The organism is Bradyrhizobium sp. ma5, from assembly GCF_042258955.1.
In the GTDB taxonomy this organism is placed as follows: Bacteria; Pseudomonadota; Alphaproteobacteria; order Rhizobiales; family Xanthobacteraceae; genus Bradyrhizobium.
On the sequence record NZ_CP170156.1, the window covers coordinates 6493695 to 6514560 of the forward strand.

Here is a 20866-nt window from a genome sequence, read left to right on the forward strand (position 1 = left end):
TAGGGTGGGTTAGCCGAAGGCGTAACCCACCATTCGTTCCGCGGAGGCGCGGTGGGTTACGCTTCGCTAACCCACCCTACGCCGTTCAGGTCCGAGCTTAGTTCTTGCTCTTGTCGACCAGCGCGCCCTTCTTGATCCAGGGCATCATGTCGCGCAGCTTGGCGCCGACTTCCTCGATCGGATGCTGGGCGAGCTTGGCACGGGTCGCCTTGAACGAGGTCTGGTTGACCTTGTTCTCCAGCATCCAGTCGCGGGCGAACTTGCCGCCCTGGATGTCGGCGAGCACGCGCTTCATCTCCGCCTTGGTCTCGGCCGTGACGATGCGCGGACCGGTGACGTACTCGCCGTATTCGGCGGTGTTGGAGATCGAGTAGTTCATGTTGGCGATGCCGCCTTCATAGATCAGGTCGACGATCAGCTTCACTTCGTGCAGGCACTCGAAATAGGCCATCTCGGGCGCGTAGCCGGCCTCGACCAGCGTCTCGTAGCCGCCCTTGATCAGCTCGACCAGGCCGCCGCACAGCACCACCTGCTCGCCGAACAGGTCGGTCTCGCACTCTTCCTTGAAGGTGGTCTCGATGATGCCGGCACGGCCGCCGCCGATCGCCGAGGCGTAGGACAGGCCGAGGTCATGGGCGTTGCCCGACGAATCCTTGGCGATCGCGATCAGGCAGGGCACGCCGCCGCCGCGCTGATATTCCGAGCGCACGGTGTGGCCGGGGCCCTTCGGCGCGATCATCAGCACGTCGAGGTCGGCGCGCGGATCGAGCAGGTTGAAGTGCACGTTGAGGCCGTGGGCGAACACGAGCGCCGCGCCCTTCTTCATGTTGTCGTGCAGGTGCTCGCGATAGATGTCGCCCTGCAGCTCGTCCGGGGTCAGCATCATGACGAGGTCGCCCCACTTGGCGGCTTCGGCGACTTCCATCACCTTGAAGCCGGCGTTCTCGGCCTTCTTGGCCGACGCCGAACCCTTGCGCAGCGCAATCGCCACGTCCTTGACGCCGGAATCCTTCAGGTTCAGCGCGTGGGCGTGGCCCTGGCTGCCGTAGCCGACGATGACGACCTTCTTGCCCTTGATCAGGTTCAGGTCGGCATCGCGATCGTAGTAAACTCGCATCGTATTTTCCTCGTTTTGAAGGGGGCCAAAATCGGCCGATGAGTCAGGCTTTCGGAAGGTCAGAACCGCCGGGCGCCCGCGAATTTCCGGCGTTGTCTAGAGCATTTTTCCCCTCAGGGGAAACCCCCATCTCGCATGGCGCGGTGCGGCATCATGCGTCCATGAAGACCGGGTAGAGCGAGGCCAAGAGCAGGATGGCCATCAGCACATTGAAGACGCGGATCGCCCGGGGCGAGGTCAGGACCGGCCGCAGGGCGGTGCCGAACAGCGCCCAGACGATGCAGGACACCGTCCCGAGGGCCAGGCTCAGGCCGACCTGGATCGCGATGTTCCAGGGGAAGGCGGCAATCGCCGCATAGGCCGTGATGGTGCCGATCACCATCACCCAGCCCTTGGCATTGATCCACTGGAACATGGCCGCGCCCCAGAAGGTCATCGGGCCGCGGCCGGGCCTGTCGTCCTTGTCCGCCGAGGGCGGCTCGGCCATGGCGATGACGGCTGCGAGATAGACCAGATAGGCGACGCCGCCATATTTGAGGATCGTCTGCAGCACCGGATAGGCGATGAAGACCGCCCCGAGCCCGACGCCGACCGCGCCGACCATGAAGGCGAAGCCGACCGTGATGCCGGCGATGTGGGGCACGGTGCGGCGGAAGCCGTAGGTCAGCCCCGACGACAGCAGCATGATGTTGTTCGGACCCGGCGTGAAGAACATCACGACGGCAAACACGACAAAGGCGAACATCAGCGAATGCGACATGGTGCCCTCACGCAACTTTCGGCAGAGCTTTTGGCCGCTTCGACAGCAGCATCACGGCGATACCGGCGATGACTGTAAGCATGCCGGCTAGCCGCAGCGGCCCGAACCTCTCGCCGAACACGATGCTGGAAGCGGCGGAGCCGACGAACGGCACCAGCAGCGCGAACGGCACCACCTGCGCCGCCGGATAATCCCTGAGCAGCCGGCCCCACAGCCAATAGGCGATGCTGGTGGAAACGGTGCCGACAAACAGCATGGCGACAATGCCGGCCGGCGACAGATGCGACAGCGCCTGCCACATCGGCTTCGCGCCTAGCGTCAACAGCGACAGACCGAACAACGGGATCGCGGCACACAGGCACAGCCATGCGAACAGGTCGAACATGCGTGCGCCCTGCGCCGGCCGCAGCAGCAGGTTTCCGATGGCGAACGAGACCGGCGAGATCATCAGGATGGCAAAGGCTGCGACGCTGAAATCGTATCCGACGGTGCCGCAGATCATCAGCAGACCGATCGCGGCGATGCCGATGCCGACGGTCTGCAACCGCGACGGCAATTCGCCGAACAGCACCGCAGCAAAACCGATGGTGAACAGCGCCTGGCTCTGCACGATCACGCTGGTCAGCCCGACCGGCATGCCATGGGCGATGGCGATGGATTGCGCGAGGAACTGGCCGAGGAACAAAGTGAGGCTGATTCCGACCAGCAGCGGCCACGACACCTGGCGAGGCCTGGGCAGGAACAGGCACGGCACCGCCGCGATGCCGAAGCGCAGCGCCGTCATCAATTCGGGCGGCAGCTCATCGAGCGCGATCCGGCTTGCGACGAACGCAAGCCCCCAGATCACCGCGACCATGACGGCGATGCCAACATCGGCCGGCTTCATTGTTCTTCTTCTTTGGTTCGGTTTGGCTCTGTCGATGCAAGCTCTAGATCTGTTCGTCCGGCTTCGGCTTGCGCAGCAGGTAGGTGCCGTGCAGCGGCGCGTGATAGTCGGCGGCGACCAGGGTGAAACCGGTCTCGGTCAGCATGCGCTCCATCACCCAGCCGAAGGTCGAGTACTCGTCGCGCATATGGGTCATCACGCTTTCGCGCTCGAAATCGTGGTTCTTGATCGAGAAATCGGCCCAGCCCTCGACATCGCGATCGACGCCGTCGGGCATGCTGACGAACACCATGTCGCGCAGATAGAAATTTGCGCCGGGCTTCAGCGCGTTGAAGATCCGCGACAGCGCCACCGCCTTCCAGAAGTCCGGCAGGTGGTGCAGCGTGAACTCACTGACGATGACGTCGTAAGAGTTCGGCTGATAGGCAAAGGACAACAGCCCGGCCGGCTGGGTCCGGATCTTCGCCTTGCGGTCGCGCGCGTAGATTTCGGCAAGCCCGATCATCGCCGGCGAGATGTCGATCGCGTCGACCTCGGCGCCCATCAGCGCCGCCTCGGTCGCCAGCACGCCGTTGCCGCAGCCGATATCGGCGATCCGCCAGCCCGGCTTGACGCCGAGCATGGTCAGCGCCTGTCGGGCACGGACATCGCTGTCCTCGCTGACGTCATAGATCGAGGCAACCGCGGTATCGAGACCGACCTGCCGCCGTTGCGTGTAGTACCAGTCGCGCGCCAACATGATTCACATCCCTTCCGGCCCACGCGTGATCGCGGCCACCCCGGTTCGTGACACCTCGACCAAGCCCAGCGGGCGCATCAGGTCGATGAACTGACTGATCTTGGACGAGTTGCCCGTGATCTCGAACACGAAGCTCTCGGTCGTGGCATCGATCACCCGGGCGCGGAACGCATCCGCCAGCCGCAGCGCCTCGACGCGGTGGTCGCCACCGCCCCTCACCTTGACCATCGCGAGCTCGCGCTCGATCGAGCTGCCGGTCAGCGTCATGTCGACGACGCGGTAGACCGGAATCATGCGGTCGAGCTGATGCTTGATCTGCTGGATCACCATCGGCGTGCCCGTGGTGACGATGGTGATCCGCGAAAGGTGTTTCTGGCTCTCGGTTTCCGAAACCGTGAGACTCTCGATGTTGTAACCGCGGCCGGAGAACAGCCCGATCACGCGCGCGAGCACACCGGGCTCGTTCTGCACCAGGACGGACAGCGTGTGAGTCTCGTTCGGATCGTGACGCTCTTCGAGGAAGTAGGCGGATGCGGGCTGGTTCATTGGTCGTCCCCTTGCATTCTTTTCACGCCACCGCCCGCTGGGCAGCCGGCGCAGCATCTGTCCCCATCCAGGTCCGGAACAGATCGAAATCGATATTGCCGCCGCTAAGGATCAGGCCGACCCGCTTGCCGGCGAGCTTGCTCTTTTCCTGCAGCGCGGCCGCGAGCGCCGCAGCACCTGCGCCCTCGGCGAGATTGTGGGTGTCGGTCCAGTAGGCACGGATCGCCTGCCCGACCTCGTCGTCGGTGACTTGCACGATGCGCGAGGCGCCCTTGCGGATCAGCACGAATGCATCGGCGTCCGGAATCCGCGTCGCCATGCCGTCGGCAAGCGTGTTGCTGGTCTCGGTGGTGACGATCTTGCCGGCCGCGAACGACAGCGCGTAGGACGGCGCCTCGGTCGACTGCACGCCGACGATTTCGGTCTTCAACCCGAGCAGGTCGCGCGCCATGATGCAGCCGGAGATGCCGGAGCCCTGCCCGATCGGCACATAGAGAATGTCGAGATCGGGCGCCGATCGAAACAGTTCCAGCGCATAGGTCGCAACGCCCAGCACCAGGTCTGGGTGGAACGACGGCACCATGTGCAGGCCTGCGAACTGGGCGCGGCGCTCGGCCTCTTCGCGCGCGGCCTGAAAGTCCTCGCCGTGCTCGACGAGCTCGGCGCCGAACGCGTGCATGGCGCGGTTCTTCTCGACCGAGTTGCCGCGCGGCACGTAGATCACCGCCGGTACGCCGTGGCGGCTCGCGGCAAACGCCAGACTCTGGCCGTGATTGCCGCGCGTCGCCGAGATGATGCCGGGCACATCGGGCCGCTCGCGCTTCAGCCGCTCGAGATAGACCAAGCCGCCGCGCACCTTGAAGGCGCCGATCGGCGTGTGGTTCTCATGCTTGACCACGACCTCGGTGCCGAGCCGCTCGGCCAGCAGCGGCCAGGCATACGCCGGCGTCGCCGGCACCGCGGTGCCGACGATCCTGTGCGCGCGCTCGAGCTCGCTGAGATCAAACATGATCCACCCTCACCTCACACCAGCGCCTTGCCGCCGGCGAAGGCCTTCGCGGTGGCTTCGTCGGTCGCTTCTTCCGGCAGCAGCATCTCGTTGTGCGCCTTGCCCGACGGGATCATCGGGAAGCAGTTCTCGAGCGCGGCGACGCGGCAGTCGAACAGCACTGGGCGCTTGATCGAGATCATCTCCTTGATCGCACCGTCGAGATCGGACGGCTTGGTCGCCCGCAGGCCCACGCAGCCATAGGCTTCGGCGAGCTTGACGAAGTCCGGCAGCGCCTCGGAGTACGAATGCGACAGGCGGTTGCCGTGCAGCAGCTGCTGCCACTGCCGCACCATGCCCATGTACTGGTTGTTCAGGATGAAGATCTTGATCGGCAGCTCGAACTGGACCGCCGTCGACATCTCCTGGATCGTCATCTGCACCGAGGCGTCGCCGGCGATGTCGATCACCAGGCTGTCCGGATGCGCCACCTGCACGCCGACCGCGGCCGGCAGGCCGTAGCCCATGGTGCCGAGACCGCCGGATGTCATCCAGCGGTGCGGCTCCTCGAAGCCGAAGAACTGCGCGGCCCACATCTGGTGCTGACCGACTTCGGTCGTGATGTAGGTGTCCTTGCCGCGGGTCAGCTCGAACAGGCGCTGGATCGCGTATTGCGGCAGGATGATATCGTTGTTCTTCCGGTACGACAGCGAATTGCGCGCGCGCCATTGCGCGATCTGCTGCCACCACGCCTTGATGTCGGGCTTCCTGGCTTCCGCCTTGAACACCTGCAGCAGGTCGCCGATCACGTTGCCGGCGTCGCCGATGATCGGCACGTCGACGCGGATGTTCTTGTTGATCGAGGACGGGTCGATATCGATGTGGATCTTCTTCGAGCCCGGCGAGAACGCATCGACGCGGCCGGTGATGCGGTCGTCGAAGCGCGCGCCGACGCACAGCATGACGTCGCAATCATGCATCGTCATGTTGGCCTCATAGGTGCCGTGCATGCCCAGCATGCCCAGCCAGTTCGGCCCCGACGCCGGATAGGCGCCCAGTCCCATCAGGGTCGAAGTGATCGGGAAGCCGGTCGCCTCCACCAGCTGACGCAGCAGTTGCGAAGCCTCGGGACCGGAATTGATCACGCCGCCGCCGGAATAGATCACGGGACGTTTGGCATTGGCGAGCAGCGCCACCGCCTTGCGGATCTGGGTCGCATCGCCCTTCACGCGCGGCGTGTAGGAGATGTGAACGTCCGACTTGCGCGGCGGATGATAGGTGCCGGTGGCGAACTGCACGTCCTTCGGCACGTCGACCAGCACCGGACCGGGGCGGCCGGTGGTCGCGACATAGAAGGCTTCGTGCAGCACCCTGGCGAGGTCGTTGACGTCGCGCACCAGCCAGTTGTGCTTGGTGGCCGGCCGCGTGATGCCGACCGTGTCACATTCCTGGAAGGCGTCATTGCCGATCAGGTGGGTCGGCACCTGGCCGGTGATGCAGACCAACGGGATAGAGTCCATCAGCGCGTCGGTCAGCGGCGTCACCATGTTGGTGGCGCCGGGCCCTGACGTCACCAGCACCACGCCGGGCTTGCCGGTCGAGCGGGCATAGCCTTCGGCAGCATGGCCGGCGCCCTGCTCGTGGCGCACCAGGATGTGCTCGACTTCGCTTTGCTGGAAAATCTCGTCGTAGATTGGAAGCACCGCGCCGCCGGGATAGCCGAAGACATGCTGCACGCCGTGATCGATGAGCGCGCGCACGATCATCGCGGCGCCGGTCATCTGATTGGGATCGTGGCTCTTGTCGGTCATGGTTCGCTCCGGATGCGCTTGTTTTTGCGCGGCTTTTGTCAGTTCTCGTCAGTTCTGTTTCGGGCAATAAAAAGGGGCCCCAGAGGCCCCATGCACACCGCCCGAATTTGGATGGCCGCTAGCCATCCCCGGCGGTGTGCCTGGGTACGACGGCGATAAGCAGTTTGGTAATAATGTTGCGCACGAGGTGACCCAGTCTTCCCAAAGGTTGCGCGAACATAGCGGCCAAAGCCCGAATGTCAAGGCAAGGCAAGCAGTTTCGCGATTTTTGAAGTGTAACGGGGTTCCAGCCGTTCGGCGAGTGTTTTTGCGCGGCGCAACGCGCATGGCAGACGGGCGCGCGGGCGGAGCGGCGCAGTCCGAGAGGCCGTAGCCCGGATGGGGGCCAACGGGGCTACGGGATTTGCGCCTCCAGCCACCCCTTCGCCGCCTCGGGCGCGACCCATTCGAATTCCGGGAGCTGGTGGCGAAACCAGGTGAACTGGCGCTTGGCGTAGTGGCGGGTATCGGCTCGGCCGATCTCGGCGGCCTGCTCACGGCTGATCTCCCCCTTGAGGTGCCGGATCAGCGCCGGGACACCATGAGCCTTCATGGCCGGCAGCAGCGGATCGAGCCCGCGCGCGGCCAGCGCCGCGACCTCGTCGAGCGCGCCGGCATCGAGCATCGCGCCGAACCGAGCGTCGATCCGCGCGTAGAGCCGCTCGCGCTCCGGTGCCAGAAACAACGCGTGGAATTGGCCCGGCGGCAGCAGCGGCGGCAGGCCATCGCGATGCCAGTCCGGCAGCGGGCGGCCGGTGGCCTCGACGACTTCGAGCGCCCGCGCGATGCGGGTGCGGTCGCGCGGCTTCAGCCGTTCGGCCGATACCGGATCACGTAGTGCAAGCTCGGCATGCAGCGCCTCGACGCCGTGTTGGTCCAGCCTTGCGCGCACGCCGTCGCGCACATCGGCCGGTATCGGCGGCACCGCCGACAGGCCGCGCGTCAGTGCCTTGAAATAGAGGCCCGAGCCGCCGATGAAGATCGGCAGCCGTCGCTGCGCACGCGCCTCGCCCAGCACATTTGCCGCGTCGGTCACCCAGGCCCCCGCGGAGAAATTCACGCTGGCGTCGACATGGCCATAGAGCCTGTGCGGAACCTGCGCCTCCTCGGCAGCGGTTGGCCGCGCGGTGATGATCCGGAGGTCGCGATAGACCTGCATGGAGTCGGTGTTGATCACGACCCCGCCGGTCCGCTGCGCAAGCTCGAGCGCCAGGGCCGACTTGCCGCTGGCGGTCGGCCCTGCGATAAGCACTGCCTTGTCCAACAATCCTGAATGCGCCTGCATGTCCCTCGTTGCCACGCTGATCTGCAATCCTGCAAGCCCCGCGCTCGACTCCACCATCGTCGACGGTGCGCGGGCCGTGCTGCCCTCACCGGGTCCGGCGCAGTGGCTGTTCAACGAAGTCGCCGTCGACATTCCGTTCGAGAGCCAAAATTCGAGCGGAGACGCCGGCAGGGACGAGATCAAGGCCATCGAGGAGCGGCTGCGCCAGGCCCGCGGCGACCTGCCGATCGACATTGTCGTGCAGCCTCGGCTCGGCCGGCGCAAGAAGCTTTTTCTGGCCGACATGGATTCGACCATGATCGGCCAGGAATGCATCGACGAGCTCGCCGACTTCGCCGGGCTGAAGGCCCATGTGGCCGCCATTACCGAGCGTGCGATGCGCGGCGAGATCGAGTTCGAGTCCGCGCTGCGCGAGCGGGTGGCCCTGCTCAAGGGTCTGCCCGTCGGCGTCGTCGACGAGGTGCTGGAGAAGCGCATCACGCCGACGGCGGGCGGCCGCGCGCTGGTGATGACGATGCGCGCGCACGGTGCCTATACCTGCCTGATCTCCGGCGGCTTCACCCTGTTCACCACGGTGGTCGCGGAGAAGATCGGCTTCCAGGAGAACCGCGCCAACCAGTTGCAGGTCGCGGACGGCAAGCTGACCGGCGAAGTGATCGAGCCGATCCTCGGCCGCGCCACCAAGCTCGCCACCCTGGTCGAGCTGACCGAATCCTTCGACCTCGACGACATCGACACGCTGGTCACGGGCGATGGCGCCAACGATCTCGGCATGATCCAGGCCGCAGGTCTCGGTGTCGCCTATCACGCCAAGCCCGCGGTCGCAGCCGCCGCGGCGGCGCGGATCGATCACGGCGACCTCACCGCGCTGTTGTACGCGCAGGGCTATCGGCGGGATGAGTTCGTCGAGAGGTAGTCTACGGTGTCGTCCCGGCGCAGGCCGGGACCCATAACCACCGATGCAAGTTACTTGGAAAAGCCGTTGCCCACTTCCTCAACAAGAACGGCCGCGGCATACTGGATCCCCCGCTTTCGCGGGGGATGACAGTGACGGGTGAGGCGTGAGCGCGCGCCTCTACTGCACGCCGAGCGCGACGAAGCGCAGCTCGCCGTCGCCGTTGGAGACCAGCAGCAGCACGGACTTCTTGCCGTCCTTCTTCAGCTGATCGAGACGCTTCTTGATGTCGGCGGCGCTGGACACCGCCTCCTGCGCCACCTCGACGATGACGTCGCCGGCCGACAGACGCTTCTCGGCAGCATCGGAGTTGCTGTCGACGCCTGTGACGATAACGCCCTTCACGCTGTCCTTGATCTTGTACTTGGTGCGCAGATCCTTGCTCAGCGCGGCCAGGTCGAGACCGAGCGCCTTCTGGGTCACCGGCTTCTCGGCGGTGTCGTCCTTGGGCTTGGCGTTGGCTTGCTGAGCCTTGTCGTTGTCCTCGAGCCGGCCGAGCGTGACCTTGCGGGTCTCTTCGTTGCCCTTGCGGATGACGACGACGTCGACCTCCTTGCCGACCGCAGTGTCGGCGACGATGCGCGACAGGTCCTTCGGATCCTTGACGTCCTTGCCGTCGAACTTGACGATGACGTCGCCCGGCTCGATGCCGGCCGGCTTGGCCGGACCCTTGTCGTCGACGCCGGCAACCAGCGCGCCGCGCGCCGGCTTGATGTTGAGGCTGTCGGCGATCTCGTCGGTGACCTGCTGGATGCGCACGCCGAGCCAGCCACGACGCAGCTCGCCGAACTTCTGCAATTGGTCGACGACGCCCGCCACCGTCTTCGACGGCACCGCGAAACCGAGACCGATCGAGCCGCCGGTCGGGGAGATGATCAGCGTGTTGACGCCGATCACCTCGCCATCGAGGTTGAACAGCGGACCGCCGGAATTGCCGCGGTTGATGGCCGCGTCGGTCTGGATGTAGCTGTCATACGGGCCCTGGCTGATGTCGCGGTTCTTGGCCGAGACGATGCCTGCCGTCACCGTGCCGCCGAGGCTGAACGGGTTGCCGATCGCGACCACCCAATCGCCGAGACGGATCTTGTCGCTGTCGCCGAACTTCACCGAGGTGAGCGGCTTCGGTGGCTTGAACTTCAGGACCGCGAGGTCGGTCTTCTTGTCGACGCCGACCAGTTCGGCCTTGATCTTGGTGCCATCGTTGAGGATGACGTTGATCTCGTCGGCATCGGCGATGACGTGGTTGTTGGTAACGACGATACCCGCGGTGTCGACGATGAAGCCGGAGCCGAGCGAGTTGGTCTTGCGCGGCTGGAACTCGCCGCTCTTGTCGCCGCCCTTGCCAGGCGGGCCGCGGCGGTTCTTGAAGAAGTCGTCGAAGAATTCCTCGAACGGCGAGCCGGGCGGCAGCTGCGGCATCGTCCGGTCCTTGGCCTCGATCGTCTGCGACGTCGAGATGTTGACGACGGCGTCGATCACCTTCTCGGCGATGTCGGCGATGCCCTCGGGGCCGCGCGCGGACGCCGGCCCGGAGCTCAGCATGCTCGCAGCACCGATCGAGATCGCAGCTCCCATCATGCGGAGGCGACGGCTCATGGCTGGTCTGGCAGCGATCATGTCGGAGTTTCTCCAGGCAAACGGATTCAAATTAGTTGGTCGCAGTATGCGCCCGTGATCATAGAGTGCGCCCGAACGGGCATATGGCGCAAGCATCTCAGCCGGGCATTCCGGCGAAAAACCGGCCGCACGAGGCTCACGATTATGTTCATTCCGGCGCGATCTGCGCGGTGGAACAGGCAGTGATCAGCGCCGCACGAGCCAGATTAGGATCAGTCCCGCAACCGCCGAGCCGATGCCGACGATGCGCAGGATGTTGTCGGGCGTCGCCAGTGCGCTCTTCATCGCCCGGCGCATCCAGGCGGGGCTTGCCGCAAACAGGATGCCTTCGAGCACGAACAGGATTCCCAACCCGATGAGGAAGTCGCCGAACGCTATGGACTTCATCGGATGGCAGCCTCCCGCTCGATGCTTATTGTTGTTGAGTGGCGGCGACGCGTGTTCCGCATCGCCGCCAAGTCTTGACACTTAGGTCTTGGTGTTCGTCGTGACGTTACTGTTTCGGCGCGGCGGCCGCCTCAGGCGACTTGCCGTTCGCATTGCCGAAGTATCTGAAGAATTCCGAGTCCGGCCGCAACAGGAAACGTGTGTCGCCGGAGCGCAGACTATTCTCATAGGCCGTCATCGAGCGATAGAACGCGAAGAAGTCCTTGTCCTTGCCATAGGCCTCGGCGAACAGGCGGTTGCGCTCGGCATCGCCCGCACCGCGGGTTTGCTCCGCGGTCGAGTTCGCCTCGGCGACGATCACCGTTGCTTCGCGGTCGGCCTTGGAGCGGATCTCCTGCGCCTTCTGGTCGCCCTGGGCACGGAACTCGGCCGCTTCGCGCTGACGCTCGGACTTCATCCGGTCGTACACCGCCTGGCTGTTCTGCTCCGGCAGGTCGGCGCGGCGGATCCGGACGTCGACGACCTCGATGCCGTAGCCGTCGGCCTCCCTGTCGAGCTGCTCGCGAATCCGTGCCATCAGCTTCTCGCGCTCGTCACGCACCACCGTGATGAAGGTGACCTCGCCGAGCACGCGGCGCAGCGCCGCGTTGAGCAGCGTCGTCAGCTGCAAATTGGCGGCCTGGATAGAGCCGACGCTGGTATAATAGCGCAGCGCATTCTTGATGCGATAGCGCGCGAAGGCGTCGACCACCAGCCGCTTCTGGTCGGAGGCGATCACCTCCTGCGACGGGTTCTCGAGATCGAGGATGCGCTTGTCGACGTTGATCACCGAATTCCACGGCGCCTTGAAGTGCAGGCCGGGATCGGTGACGACCTCAACCGGCTCGCCGAACCGCAGCACGATGGTCTGCTCGGTCTGCGCCACGGTGAACATCGAGCTGTAGCCGACGGCGAGCACGATGAAGAGGACGATCAGGGACACAATGCCGGTGACAGGGGACCTCATCGGGTGGCTCCCTGCTGCTGGCCGGTCGTGGCCGGCGCTGCCGGCGGACGCCGCGGCGTCAGTTCGCCGAGCGGAAGATAGGGCACGATATTCTGGCCCTGGCCGCCGTCATAGACCAGCTTCTCGGAGCTACCGAGCACGCGTTCCATGGTCTCCAGATAGATGCGCTCGCGCGTCACTTCGGGTGCCTTCTTGTATTCATCATAGACTTTCAGGAAGCGTGCGCTCTGGCCCTTGGCCTCGGCGACCGCCTGCTCCTTGTAGCCCTCGGCGGCTTGCAGGATCTGCGCGGACCGACCACGCGCTTCCGGCACGATCCGGTTGGCGTAGGTCTGCGCCTCGTTCTGTTTGCGCTCGAGGTCGGAGCGCGCCGCCTGCACGTCGCGGAATGCGTCGATCACCTGCGCCGGCGGATCGACCTTCTGCATCTGCACCTGAGTGATCTGGATGCCCGCGCTGTAGTTGTCGAGCGTCTTCTGCATCAGCTCCTGGACGTTCTGCTCGGTGACGTTGCGCGCCCCGGTCAGGATCGGCTGGATCTGCGAGCGGCCGATCACCTCACGCATCGCGCTTTCGGCAACCGCCTTCACGGTGCCTTCGGGATTCTGGATGTTGAACAGATAGGCGCCGGCCCCGCCCGGCTTGATACGCCAGAGCACGGTGAAATCGACGTCGACGATGTTCTCGTCGCCGGTCAGCATCAGGCTCTCTTCCGGCACGTCGCGCATGGTGCGGCCGCGCCGTGCGGGATCGTCGATCAGGGTCATGCCGATCGAGATCGTGTTGACGCGCAGCGCCTTCGGCAGCAGCACCGTCTCGATCGGATACGGCAGGTGGTAGCGCAGGCCCGGCTGGGCATCGCGGACGTATTTGCCGAAGCGCAGCACGACGCCGAGCTCTTCGGACTGGACGCGGAAGATCCCGGTGGCGAACCAGATCGCCAGCGCGGCGACCAGCACCAGCGCGATGCCCATGCCGCTGAAATGACCGCCGGGCATCCACTGCTGCAGCCGGTCCTGGCCGCGCCGCAGCAGATCCTCAAGATCCGGCGGTCTTGGCCCGGCTGACTGCGGACCTGTGCCCCATGGTCCTTTCGGACCCGAGCCCCATGGCCCCCCGCCTTGATTTTTCCACGGCATCAAACATCTCCTCGACAAGTCCGGACGGGACGCCCGGCCTCGAATGTCCGGCCCGGTTATAGGGGACCGCTCAGGCCCTTACAACGCAAGCTTCCTTGCCGGACGAGCTATGCGCCGGGGCAAAATTGTCAATGCAAACATTGGTTAACCCCGGCCGCGCCGACGATATGTCACATAGGAGAAGTCCGCGCTGTCGTCCGGACCAGCCGGATTTCGCACGCGCGCGACCTCGTCCCACTCTTTCGCGTCGATAGTGTCGAACCGTGTATCGCCGTCGGGCCGGGCGTGAACCTCGGTGATCTCCAGCCGATCGGCCATGCCCATCGATTGCGCATAGATCTCCGCGCCACCGATGACGGCAATTTCAGTGGCGAAACGCCGCAGCGCGTCACCAAGCGCAATGGCACGGGCATTTTCGAACGACGTAGTGACGATGGCGCCGCGCGCGCGATAATTCGTATCGCGCGTCACCACGATGTTGGTGCGCCCCGGCAGCGGCCGGCGCAGGGATTCGAACGTCTTGCGTCCCATCACGATGGGCTTGTTCAGCGTGATCGTCTTGAAGCGCTGCTGGTCGGATTTCAGCCGCCACGGTATTGCGTTGGCATTTCCGATCACGCCATTCTCGGCGACCGCGACGACGAGCACGATCTCCATCAGCGCGCTCCTTGCGCGAGCGCCGACAGCGCCTGGCCGGAGACGCGGCAAATCGTCCATTCGTCCATCATCTCGGCGCCGAGCGACTTGTAGAAGGCGATCGACGGCGCGTTCCAGTCGAGCACCGCCCATTGCAGGCGCGACCAGCCGTTGGCGAGGCATTGCTTGGCCAGATGCACCAACAGCGCCTTGCCGATGCCCTTGCCGCGCAGCGCCGGACGCACGAAGAGGTCTTCGAGATAGATGCCGTGGCGGCCGGCGAAGGTCGAGAAGTTGACGAACCAGACCGCGAAGCCGGCCGGCTCGCCATTCCATTCCGCGATGTCGCAAGTCAGCCGCGGGTTGCCGCCGAATAGCGCCTCGGCGATATCGGCCTCGCTGGCGTGGACCTCGTGCAAAAGCTTTTCGTAGTCGGCGAGCTCGCGGACCAGCGAGAACACCAGTCCGGCCTCATTGGGCCGCGCGCGGCGGATGGTGAGCGACATCAGACCGCGACTTCAGCCTTGATGTGCGGATGCGGGTCGTAACCCTCGAGCTTGAAGTCCTCGTAGCGGAACGCGAAGATATCCTTCACGTCGGGATTGATCGCCATCGTCGGCAACGGCCGCGTCGGCCGCGTCAATTGCAGCCGCGCCTGCTCGAGGTGGTTCGAGTAGAGATGCGCGTCGCCGAGCGAGTGCACGAAATCGCCGGGCTTGAGGCCCGTCACCTGCGCGACCATCATGGTCAGCAGCGCATAGGAGGCGATGTTGAAGGGCACACCGAGGAAGACGTCGCCGGAGCGCTGATAGAGCTGGCAGGACAATTTGCCGTTCGCGACATAGAACTGGAACAGGCAGTGGCACGGCGGCAGCGCCATCTTGTCGACCTCGGCCGGATTCCAGGCGCTGACGATCAGCCGCCGCGAGTCCGGATTGCGCTTGATCATCTCGATCACGCCAGCGATCTGGTCGATGCTGCGGCCATCGGGCGCGGGCCACGACCGCCATTGCGAGCCGTAGACCGGGCCGAGATCGCCATTGGCGTCGGCCCATTCGTCCCAGATCGTGACGCCGTTGTCGTTGAGATATTTGATGTTGGTGTCGCCGGCGAGGAACCAGAGCAGCTCGTGCACGATCGCCTTCAGCGGCAACCGCTTGGTGGTCAGCATCGGGAAGCCGGCCGACAGGTTGAAGCGCATCTGGTGGCCGAAGATTGACAGCGTGCCGGTGCCGGTGCGGTCGTGCTTCTCGGCGCCGTCGGCGAGGATGCGTTCAAGCAGGTCGTGATACTGGTTCATGGCGCTGGTTTCGGACCCTTCGGGAAGCGGCGAACTTAACGGTCGAGGCCGCCGGCCGACACGATGATTCGGCTGATTGCACCGATTATACCCCGAAAAGTGAGCACCCTTGCGCCAAACGACAAGGGGCGGAACTTGTGTTCCGCCCCTGCCCTATCCGATTGATCGCGTTGGCTTAACTTGCCGGCTTGAGCACCGGGGTCCACTTCGCGATCTCGCTTTTGACGAGGGTCGCGAGCGCCTCCGGCGTGCGGTGGGTGGGCGCCGGGATCACACTGCCGAGCTCGAGCAGCCGCTTGCGCACGTTCTCGTCGTCGAGCGCCTTGATGGCCGCGGCGTTCAGCGTGGCGATGATCGCGGGCGAAGTTCCCTTCGGCGCGAAGATCGCGTTCCAGGCCTGGGCTTGGAACGCCGGCAGGCCGGCCTCTGCCGTGGTCGGAACATTGGGCAGCGACGGATTGCGCTCGGCGGTCGCGACCGCATAGGCCTTGATGGTGCCGGCGTTGATCTGCGGCACCGCGTTGACGATCTGGTCGCACATGTAGTCGACCTGGCCGGCGACCAGTGCGTTCATGGCGGGGCCGGTGCCGTTGAAGGGCACACCCACCGGCTTGACGTCGAGGATCGAATTCAACAGCTCGCAGGAGGCATGCGAGACCGAGCCGACGCCGGCATGCGCGGCGTTGACCTTGTCGGCATTGGCCTTCACGTAGGCGACGAATTCCTTCAGATCCTTCGGCGGGAAATCCTTGCGGGCAAGGATCAGGATCGGCGTACCCGCGAGCAGCGCGACGGGCTCGAAATCCTTCTCCGGATGATAGGCAAGCTTCGGATAGAGCGGCACGGAAGCTGCGTGCGTGCCCATATGTCCGGTGACGAGCGTGTAGCCGTCATTGGCGGCGCGTGCGGCGCGCGTCGTCGCCGTGGTGCCGCCGGCACCGACCACGTTCTCGATGACGATGCTCTGTCCGAGCGTCTGCGCCATGTGCGCGGTGACGATGCGCGAGATCACGTCGGTCGGACCGCCGGCTGCGAACGGCACGATCATGGTGATGGTACGGGTCGGATAGTTTTGCGCGGAGGCCGGCACGGCGAATGCGCCCAGCGCGACAAATGCCGAAAGGCATGCGCCCGCAAGCGAGCGAACGGACATCATCTCAATTCCTCCCGGGAACGTTTTGACCAAATAAAAATGCCGGCCAAATCGGCCGGCATTTTCATTTCATGAGACGACATCGAGTGTCGATTCGACTTCCGCCTGCGGCGCGCCGACGCAGGCGAAGCACTCAGCCCTCGGACTCCACGAACACTTCGTCGCGCTTCGCACGCAAGGTCGGCAGCACGGCGAGCACCAGGAGACCCGCCGCGATCGCCAGCAGCACCGCCGACAGCGGCCGCGACAGGAACACGCTCCAGTCGCCGCGCGAGATCAGGAGTGCACGACGCAGGTTCTCTTCCATCAGCGGACCCAGCACCATGCCGAGCAGCAGCGGTGCCGGCTCGAAATCGTGCTTGATCAGCCAGTAGCCGACCAGACCGAACGCGCCTGCGAGCACGACGTCGACCGGCGCGTTGTTCACCGAGTAGATGCCGATCGCGCAGAAGATCACGATCGAGGGGAACATCAGCCGGTACGGCACGCGCAGCAGACGGACCCAGATGCCGACCAGCGGCAGGTTGATGATGATCAGCATCAGGTTGCCGATCCACATCGAGGCGATCATGCCCCAGACCAGGTCGGGCTGCTTCACCATCACCTGCGGACCCGGCACGATGCCATGAATGGTCATCGCACCGACCATCAGCGCCATCACCGCATTCGGCGGGATGCCGAGCGTGAGCAATGGGATGAACGAGGTCTGCGCCGCGGCGTTGTTGGCGCTTTCCGGCGACGCTACGCCCTCGATCGCGCCGCGGCCGAACCGCGACGGATCCTTGGCAATCTTCTTCTCCAGCGTATACGCGGCAAACGACGCGATCACAGCGCCGCCGCCCGGCAGGATGCCAAGGATCGAGCCCAGGATGGTGCCGCGCACGATTGCCGGCGCGGAATCCATCAGATCCTTCCTGGTCGGCATCAGGCCGGTGATCTTCTGCTGCACCAGATCGCGGCTCATCCCGGCGCCGGCGTCGAGATTGCGGATGATCTCCGCGAAGCCGAACACGCCCATCGCCACCGTCGCGAAGCCGAGGCCGTCGGCAAGCTCGGGGATGTTGAAGGCCATGCGCGATGCGCCGGTCTCGATGTCGGAGCCGACCATCGACAGCAGCAGGCCGAACACGATCATCGCGATCGCCTTCAGCACCGAGCCCTTGGCGAGAACCACTGCGAAGATCAGGCCGAGCACCATCAGCGAGAAATATTCGGCCGGGCCGAATGCTAGCGCGAGCTTGGTCAGCGGTGCGCCGAGCACGGCGATCAGCACGGTCGCGACGCAACCGGCGAAGAACGAGCCAATCGCGGCAATCGCGAGCGCCGGGCCGGCGCGGCCCTGTCGTGCCATCTGGTGGCCGTCGAGCGCGGTGACCACGGAGGTCGCCTCGCCCGGAATATTGACCAGGATCGAGGTGGTCGAGCCACCATATTGCGCACCGTAATAGATGCCGGCGAGCATGATCAACGCGCCGACCGGCGGCAGGCCGAAGGTGATCGGCAGCAGCATGGCGACGGTGGCGATGGTGCCGATGCCCGGCAGCACGCCGACCAGCGTACCGACCAGAGCGCCGATCAGGCACATCAGAAGATTGATCGGCGAAAGCGCAACGGCAAAACCGTGGGCTAGATTGGCGAACAGTTCCATTGCGCCCTCACTGAATCAAGAAACGAGGGAACATCGGCATCGGAAGTCCCAGCACGTAAGGAAACAACAATGCGCAGCCCAGCGTCAGACAGGCACCGACGATGGTCGCCTCCAGCCACTTCGTCTCCTCCGAGCCGAGTGCCGCAATCATGAAGCTGGCAAATGCCGTGACGACGAGCCCAAGCGGCCGGATCGACACCGCAAAGAACACGATCGCTGCCGATACGAACAGCGGCCCGCGCCATGAATAGGCCGCGATATGCGGGCCGTCGTTCAGGAGCCCCATCAGCGCGACAGCGCCGCCGAGCAGCAGCAGCAGCACGGCGAACATGCGCGGTGCGGTTCCGGCACCAAACGAGAATCCATGCATGCCCTGCAGATCGCTCGAAGCCCACAACGCAAACAAGGCAACCGCCATCATGACAAGCCCGCCGACAAAGTCCTGCGGACCGCGCACCCATTTCGGCAAGATCGATTTGACCGGCGCCTCGCTTGGCGTATCGCTCATGACTGCGCTTCCCCCGTCAGGGCTGTCCCGCCCGTTGTGATTGAATGGCTTGGCTTGTGGTGCGTTGACCGAAAGCCTTGCTAGCGATTTTCGTCAGACAACGCCAGCAAAACCCAAGAGACCTCCGGCAAGCAGCATCCATAAGGGATTGATCCGTGTCGCAAAAGCAAGCGCGGCTGCGACAATGGTGATCAGGATCGCGATCCAACTTTGGTCTGATGTCTGCGCCACGATCAGGCCGGAGGCAGCCATCAAGCCGATCGACAGCGGAACCAATGCGGCCTGAATGATCGCCGGCCAACGCGCGTCGCGCGAGCGATCGAGGAAACGGCTCACATAATAGGCAAGCAACGCGGTCGGTCCGCACATCGCGACCGTTGCGGCCAATGCCCCCGCGACGCCTGCGACAGAATAGCCTATCAGCGTCACGATCAGCACGTTCGGTCCCGGCGAGAGTTGCGAGATCGCGAACACGTCGGCGAACTGCTTGTCGGTCAGCCAGTGATGCACGTCGACGGCGGCGCGGTGCATTTCGGGGATCGCCGAATTGGCTCCGCCGACCGCAAACAGCGACATCAGGCCGAAGGTCCAGACCAGTGCTGCGATCGGGCTGGGCTCCGAGCTCATGCCTTCACCATGCGTCGCGCCAAAACTGTCGTCGCGATGCTGAGCGGGATCGCCGCCAGCAGCACGATCTGGAGCGGCCATCGGATCAGACCGATCGCGACGAAAACCGCCGCCAGAATGACGAGGCCTGTGACATCACGCCGCTTCAACAGCGGCATCATCATCTTGAGGACGACCGCGAACAGCAGCCCGACCGCGGCACAGGCCACGCCGGCGAGCGTCCGGCGCAGGACGTCGATATCGCCGTAGCGGGCGTAGAGCGCGGCAAGGATTGTCGCGATCACCATCGGCGGCCCCACCAGCCCGGCGAAGGCCGCAAGGCCGCCGGCGATGCCGCGAAAGCGCGAGCCGAATACGACCGACAGGTTGACGATGTTCGGACCTGGCAGGAAATGGCACAGCGCGAAGGTCTCGTTGAACTCCTCCGCCGTCATCCAGCGGTGCTGCTCGACGATCGACCGCCGGGCCCAGACCAGGACCCCGCCAAAGCCGGCCAGCAACATCTTGGCAAAGGCCAGGAACAGCTCGAGCAGGCCGGGCCGGAGGGGCGCAGACGGTACGGAGGCATCCGGCGCCGGGGCGGCAACCGGCGGGGATTCCGGGGGCATGGCAAAATCTAGAACGGCGTTAGGAGGCGGGCCAACCCAAATCGGCGTGTTTTCACACCTGAACAAGCCTGAATCGGCTCTATTTTTCTTCGTTCGTGCCGCCTATATTGGGGATGCCGGTTCGCCGGCTATGGAAATAAATGGCCGTCGCAATAAACCATTCGGACCCGGGGGCGGTACCCGGCGCCTCCACCAAAACCCATCCGAGCCTCTAGCTTCGGTGGCTTTTGGCGGGGGCGAAATAGGATCGACGAGGGCGTAAAGGGCGTGTTTTTTCTCGGTATGGTTCCGCCGTTATCGGGCTAATGCAATAGTTGCCAACGACAACTTTGCTCCGGTTGCTCAGGCTGCGTAACGCAGTTTGAAAGACCATCTTAAAGTCCTAACGGGTTAAGCTCCGTTAGGCGGGGTTCGGAGGCACCTGGCAACAGAAGCCTCCACTTTATTTCCCGATCGGGCGTCCGCCCGCATTTTCCGCTGCCAGCCCTGCTGATTTCCGGGTCCCGGCGGAGTAGCATGGCCAAAAGGGCGAGTCGGACAGGTCCAACGAGGCCTTGCCGGCATTTTCGAAGCGACAGGAATACGATGGCGACCGATCACATCCGATATGACGTGCTGGCGCGCGACGCGCTGCGCGGGGTGCTGCGCCGGGTATTGTCCGACGCCGCCGAACATGGCCTGCCGGGTGAGCACCATTTCTACATCACCTTCCTCTCGCACGGCGACGGCGTGAAGCTGTCGCCGCGGCTGCTCGCGCAGTATCCGGAGGAGATGACCATCATCCTGCAGCACCAGTTCTGGGATCTGGTGGTGACCGAGGACCGGTTCGAGGTCGGCCTGTCGTTCGGCGGGATTCCCGAGCGGCTGAACGTGCCGTTCGCCGCGGTGACCCGCTTCCTCGATCCGTCTGCTCCGTTCGATCTACGGTTCGACGTCTCGGAGGCGCTGTCCGAGGACGCCCCGCCCGCGACGGCACCGGCCTCTCCCCTTCCCGCACCGGCCGCCCGGGCGGTCGAGCCCGAGACGGCCGAGACCGAGCAGGAGCCGACGAAGCCCAGCGAAGGCGCCGAGGTCGTGCGGCTGGACCGCTTCCGCAAGAAATAATCTAAAC

The 20866-nt window shown here is 64.7% G+C and carries 21 protein-coding genes, 1 other RNA gene and 1 pseudogene; 3 read left to right on the forward strand and 20 right to left on the reverse strand.

All coding sequences use genetic code 11. The features are described from left to right. Positions 1-97: 97 nt before the first annotated feature. The 8 genes from ilvC to miaA form a co-directional block, all read right to left on the reverse strand. On the reverse strand, positions 98-1117 hold the full coding sequence (gene ilvC / locus ACE103_RS30635) for a ketol-acid reductoisomerase (protein WP_375776089.1): 1020 nt from the start codon (positions 1115-1117) through the stop codon (positions 98-100). Positions 1118-1268: 151 nt separating this feature from the next. Next, on the reverse strand, positions 1269-1877 hold the full coding sequence (locus ACE103_RS30640; protein ID WP_223975544.1) for a LysE family translocator: 609 nt from the start codon (positions 1875-1877) through the stop codon (positions 1269-1271). Positions 1878-1884: 7 nt separating this feature from the next. Beyond that, positions 1885-2763, reverse strand: a complete 879-nt coding sequence (locus ACE103_RS30645; RefSeq protein ID WP_375776090.1) for an EamA family transporter — start codon at positions 2761-2763, stop codon at positions 1885-1887. A 43-nt stretch (positions 2764-2806) separates the two neighbouring features. Further along, a complete protein-coding gene (locus ACE103_RS30650; RefSeq protein ID WP_212310478.1) occupies positions 2807-3502 on the reverse strand; it encodes a class I SAM-dependent methyltransferase in 696 nt (231 codons plus the stop codon). A gap of 3 nt (positions 3503-3505) precedes the next feature. After that, positions 3506-4048: an acetolactate synthase small subunit gene (gene ilvN / locus ACE103_RS30655; protein WP_016841057.1), complete on the reverse strand. Its 543-nt coding sequence runs from the start codon at positions 4046-4048 to the stop codon at positions 3506-3508. A gap of 22 nt (positions 4049-4070) precedes the next feature. Next, positions 4071-5057 carry a threonine dehydratase gene (locus tag ACE103_RS30660; protein WP_375776091.1) on the reverse strand — a complete coding sequence of 329 codons (987 nt, stop codon included), beginning with the start codon at positions 5055-5057 and terminating at the stop codon, positions 4071-4073. Positions 5058-5071: 14 nt separating this feature from the next. Beyond that, positions 5072-6847 (reverse strand): acetolactate synthase 3 large subunit, encoded by a 1776-nt coding sequence (locus ACE103_RS30665; RefSeq protein WP_375776092.1) that lies wholly within the window; start codon positions 6845-6847, stop codon positions 5072-5074. 394 nt (positions 6848-7241) lie between these two features. Beyond that, entirely contained in the window at positions 7242-8171 is a 930-nt protein-coding gene (miaA, locus tag ACE103_RS30670) for a tRNA (adenosine(37)-N6)-dimethylallyltransferase MiaA (protein ID WP_375776093.1), read from the reverse strand. Here miaA and serB point away from each other — a divergent pair. Then, positions 8170-9087, forward strand: coding sequence for a phosphoserine phosphatase SerB (serB, locus tag ACE103_RS30675; protein ID WP_375776094.1), 918 nt, complete (start codon positions 8170-8172; stop codon positions 9085-9087). The two genes, miaA and serB, sit on opposite strands and share 2 nt — an antisense overlap. 159 nt (positions 9088-9246) lie before the next feature. On the opposite strand, the gene ACE103_RS30680 is transcribed toward serB, so the two are convergent. The 12 genes and pseudogenes from ACE103_RS30680 to ACE103_RS30735 all read right to left on the reverse strand — a co-directional run bounded on the left by ACE103_RS30680 (position 9247) and on the right by ACE103_RS30735 (position 19755). Next, positions 9247-10743, reverse strand: a complete 1497-nt coding sequence (locus ACE103_RS30680; RefSeq protein WP_375776095.1) for a Do family serine endopeptidase — start codon at positions 10741-10743, stop codon at positions 9247-9249. Positions 10744-10929: 186 nt separating this feature from the next. Further along, positions 10930-11130, reverse strand: a complete 201-nt coding sequence (locus ACE103_RS30685; protein WP_092115850.1) for a DUF2065 domain-containing protein — start codon at positions 11128-11130, stop codon at positions 10930-10932. A 106-nt stretch (positions 11131-11236) separates the two neighbouring features. Beyond that, positions 11237-12136 carry a protease modulator HflC gene (hflC, locus tag ACE103_RS30690; RefSeq protein WP_375776096.1) on the reverse strand — a complete coding sequence of 300 codons (900 nt, stop codon included), beginning with the start codon at positions 12134-12136 and terminating at the stop codon, positions 11237-11239. Beyond that, entirely contained in the window at positions 12133-13275 is a 1143-nt protein-coding gene (gene hflK, locus ACE103_RS30695; RefSeq protein WP_375776097.1) for an FtsH protease activity modulator HflK, read from the reverse strand. Before hflK ends, hflC begins: the two co-directional genes overlap by 4 nt. Positions 13276-13419: 144 nt before the next feature. Continuing rightward, the gene (locus ACE103_RS30700) at positions 13420-13932 is read right to left on the reverse strand and encodes a dihydrofolate reductase (RefSeq protein ID WP_375776098.1); all 513 of its coding nucleotides are present in this window, start codon (positions 13930-13932) and stop codon (positions 13420-13422) included. Then, complete coding sequence (locus ACE103_RS30705; protein ID WP_375776099.1) at positions 13932-14417, reverse strand: GNAT family N-acetyltransferase; 486 nt, start codon at positions 14415-14417, stop codon at positions 13932-13934. Before ACE103_RS30705 ends, ACE103_RS30700 begins: the two co-directional genes overlap by 1 nt. Then, on the reverse strand, positions 14417-15211 hold the full coding sequence (locus ACE103_RS30710; protein ID WP_092115855.1) for a thymidylate synthase: 795 nt from the start codon (positions 15209-15211) through the stop codon (positions 14417-14419). Before ACE103_RS30710 ends, ACE103_RS30705 begins: the two co-directional genes overlap by 1 nt. A 175-nt stretch (positions 15212-15386) precedes the next feature. Continuing rightward, complete coding sequence (locus ACE103_RS30715; RefSeq protein ID WP_375776100.1) at positions 15387-16367, reverse strand: tripartite tricarboxylate transporter substrate binding protein BugD; 981 nt, start codon at positions 16365-16367, stop codon at positions 15387-15389. 130 nt (positions 16368-16497) lie between these two features. After that, the gene (locus ACE103_RS30720) at positions 16498-18012 is read right to left on the reverse strand and encodes a tripartite tricarboxylate transporter permease (protein ID WP_223975529.1); all 1515 of its coding nucleotides are present in this window, start codon (positions 18010-18012) and stop codon (positions 16498-16500) included. A 7-nt stretch (positions 18013-18019) separates the two neighbouring features. Then, positions 18020-18469: pseudogene (locus tag ACE103_RS30725) on the reverse strand (tripartite tricarboxylate transporter TctB family protein); the annotation flags it as partial. A 144-nt stretch (positions 18470-18613) separates the two neighbouring features. Beyond that, the gene (locus ACE103_RS30730; RefSeq protein WP_223975525.1) at positions 18614-19147 is read right to left on the reverse strand and encodes a chromate transporter; all 534 of its coding nucleotides are present in this window, start codon (positions 19145-19147) and stop codon (positions 18614-18616) included. After that, on the reverse strand, positions 19144-19755 hold the full coding sequence (locus ACE103_RS30735) for a chromate transporter (protein WP_375776101.1): 612 nt from the start codon (positions 19753-19755) through the stop codon (positions 19144-19146). Before ACE103_RS30735 ends, ACE103_RS30730 begins: the two co-directional genes overlap by 4 nt. 76 nt (positions 19756-19831) lie before the next feature. Between ACE103_RS30735 and ssrA the strand changes: the two genes are divergently transcribed. Together ssrA and ACE103_RS30745 are read left to right on the forward strand one after the other, a co-directional pair. Then, positions 19832-20197: a transfer-messenger RNA gene (gene ssrA / locus ACE103_RS30740) on the forward strand. A 143-nt stretch (positions 20198-20340) separates the two neighbouring features. Continuing rightward, positions 20341-20859, forward strand: coding sequence for an SspB family protein (locus ACE103_RS30745; protein WP_375776102.1), 519 nt, complete (start codon positions 20341-20343; stop codon positions 20857-20859). The last annotated feature ends 7 nt before the right edge of the window (positions 20860-20866 follow it).

Excerpts from the sequence above, each read along its gene's own strand:
- ilvC (WP_375776089.1), bottom strand. The coding sequence starts at position 1,117 with ATGCGAGTTTACTACGATCGCGATGCCGACCTGAACCTGATCAAGGGC.
- ACE103_RS30640 (WP_223975544.1), bottom strand. The coding sequence starts at position 1,877 with ATGTCGCATTCGCTGATGTTCGCCTTTGTCGTGTTTGCCGTCGTGATG.
- ACE103_RS30645 (WP_375776090.1), bottom strand. The coding sequence starts at position 2,763 with ATGAAGCCGGCCGATGTTGGCATCGCCGTCATGGTCGCGGTGATCTGG.
- ACE103_RS30650 (WP_212310478.1), bottom strand. The coding sequence starts at position 3,502 with ATGTTGGCGCGCGACTGGTACTACACGCAACGGCGGCAGGTCGGTCTC.
- ilvN (WP_016841057.1), bottom strand. The coding sequence starts at position 4,048 with ATGAACCAGCCCGCATCCGCCTACTTCCTCGAAGAGCGTCACGATCCG.
- ACE103_RS30660 (WP_375776091.1), bottom strand. The coding sequence starts at position 5,057 with ATGTTTGATCTCAGCGAGCTCGAGCGCGCGCACAGGATCGTCGGCACC.
- ACE103_RS30665 (WP_375776092.1), bottom strand. The coding sequence starts at position 6,847 with ATGACCGACAAGAGCCACGATCCCAATCAGATGACCGGCGCCGCGATG.
- serB (WP_375776094.1), top strand. The coding sequence starts at position 8,170 with ATGTCCCTCGTTGCCACGCTGATCTGCAATCCTGCAAGCCCCGCGCTC.
- miaA (WP_375776093.1), bottom strand. The coding sequence starts at position 8,171 with ATGCAGGCGCATTCAGGATTGTTGGACAAGGCAGTGCTTATCGCAGGG.
- ACE103_RS30680 (WP_375776095.1), bottom strand. The coding sequence starts at position 10,743 with ATGATCGCTGCCAGACCAGCCATGAGCCGTCGCCTCCGCATGATGGGA.
- ACE103_RS30685 (WP_092115850.1), bottom strand. The coding sequence starts at position 11,130 with ATGAAGTCCATAGCGTTCGGCGACTTCCTCATCGGGTTGGGAATCCTG.
- hflC (WP_375776096.1), bottom strand. The coding sequence starts at position 12,136 with ATGAGGTCCCCTGTCACCGGCATTGTGTCCCTGATCGTCCTCTTCATC.
- hflK (WP_375776097.1), bottom strand. The coding sequence starts at position 13,275 with ATGCCGTGGAAAAATCAAGGCGGGGGGCCATGGGGCTCGGGTCCGAAA.
- ACE103_RS30700 (WP_375776098.1), bottom strand. The coding sequence starts at position 13,932 with ATGGAGATCGTGCTCGTCGTCGCGGTCGCCGAGAATGGCGTGATCGGA.
- ACE103_RS30705 (WP_375776099.1), bottom strand. The coding sequence starts at position 14,417 with ATGTCGCTCACCATCCGCCGCGCGCGGCCCAATGAGGCCGGACTGGTG.
- ACE103_RS30710 (WP_092115855.1), bottom strand. The coding sequence starts at position 15,211 with ATGAACCAGTATCACGACCTGCTTGAACGCATCCTCGCCGACGGCGCC.
- ACE103_RS30715 (WP_375776100.1), bottom strand. The coding sequence starts at position 16,367 with ATGATGTCCGTTCGCTCGCTTGCGGGCGCATGCCTTTCGGCATTTGTC.
- ACE103_RS30720 (WP_223975529.1), bottom strand. The coding sequence starts at position 18,012 with ATGGAACTGTTCGCCAATCTAGCCCACGGTTTTGCCGTTGCGCTTTCG.
- ACE103_RS30730 (WP_223975525.1), bottom strand. The coding sequence starts at position 19,147 with ATGAGCTCGGAGCCCAGCCCGATCGCAGCACTGGTCTGGACCTTCGGC.
- ACE103_RS30735 (WP_375776101.1), bottom strand. The coding sequence starts at position 19,755 with ATGCCCCCGGAATCCCCGCCGGTTGCCGCCCCGGCGCCGGATGCCTCC.
- ACE103_RS30745 (WP_375776102.1), top strand. The coding sequence starts at position 20,341 with ATGGCGACCGATCACATCCGATATGACGTGCTGGCGCGCGACGCGCTG.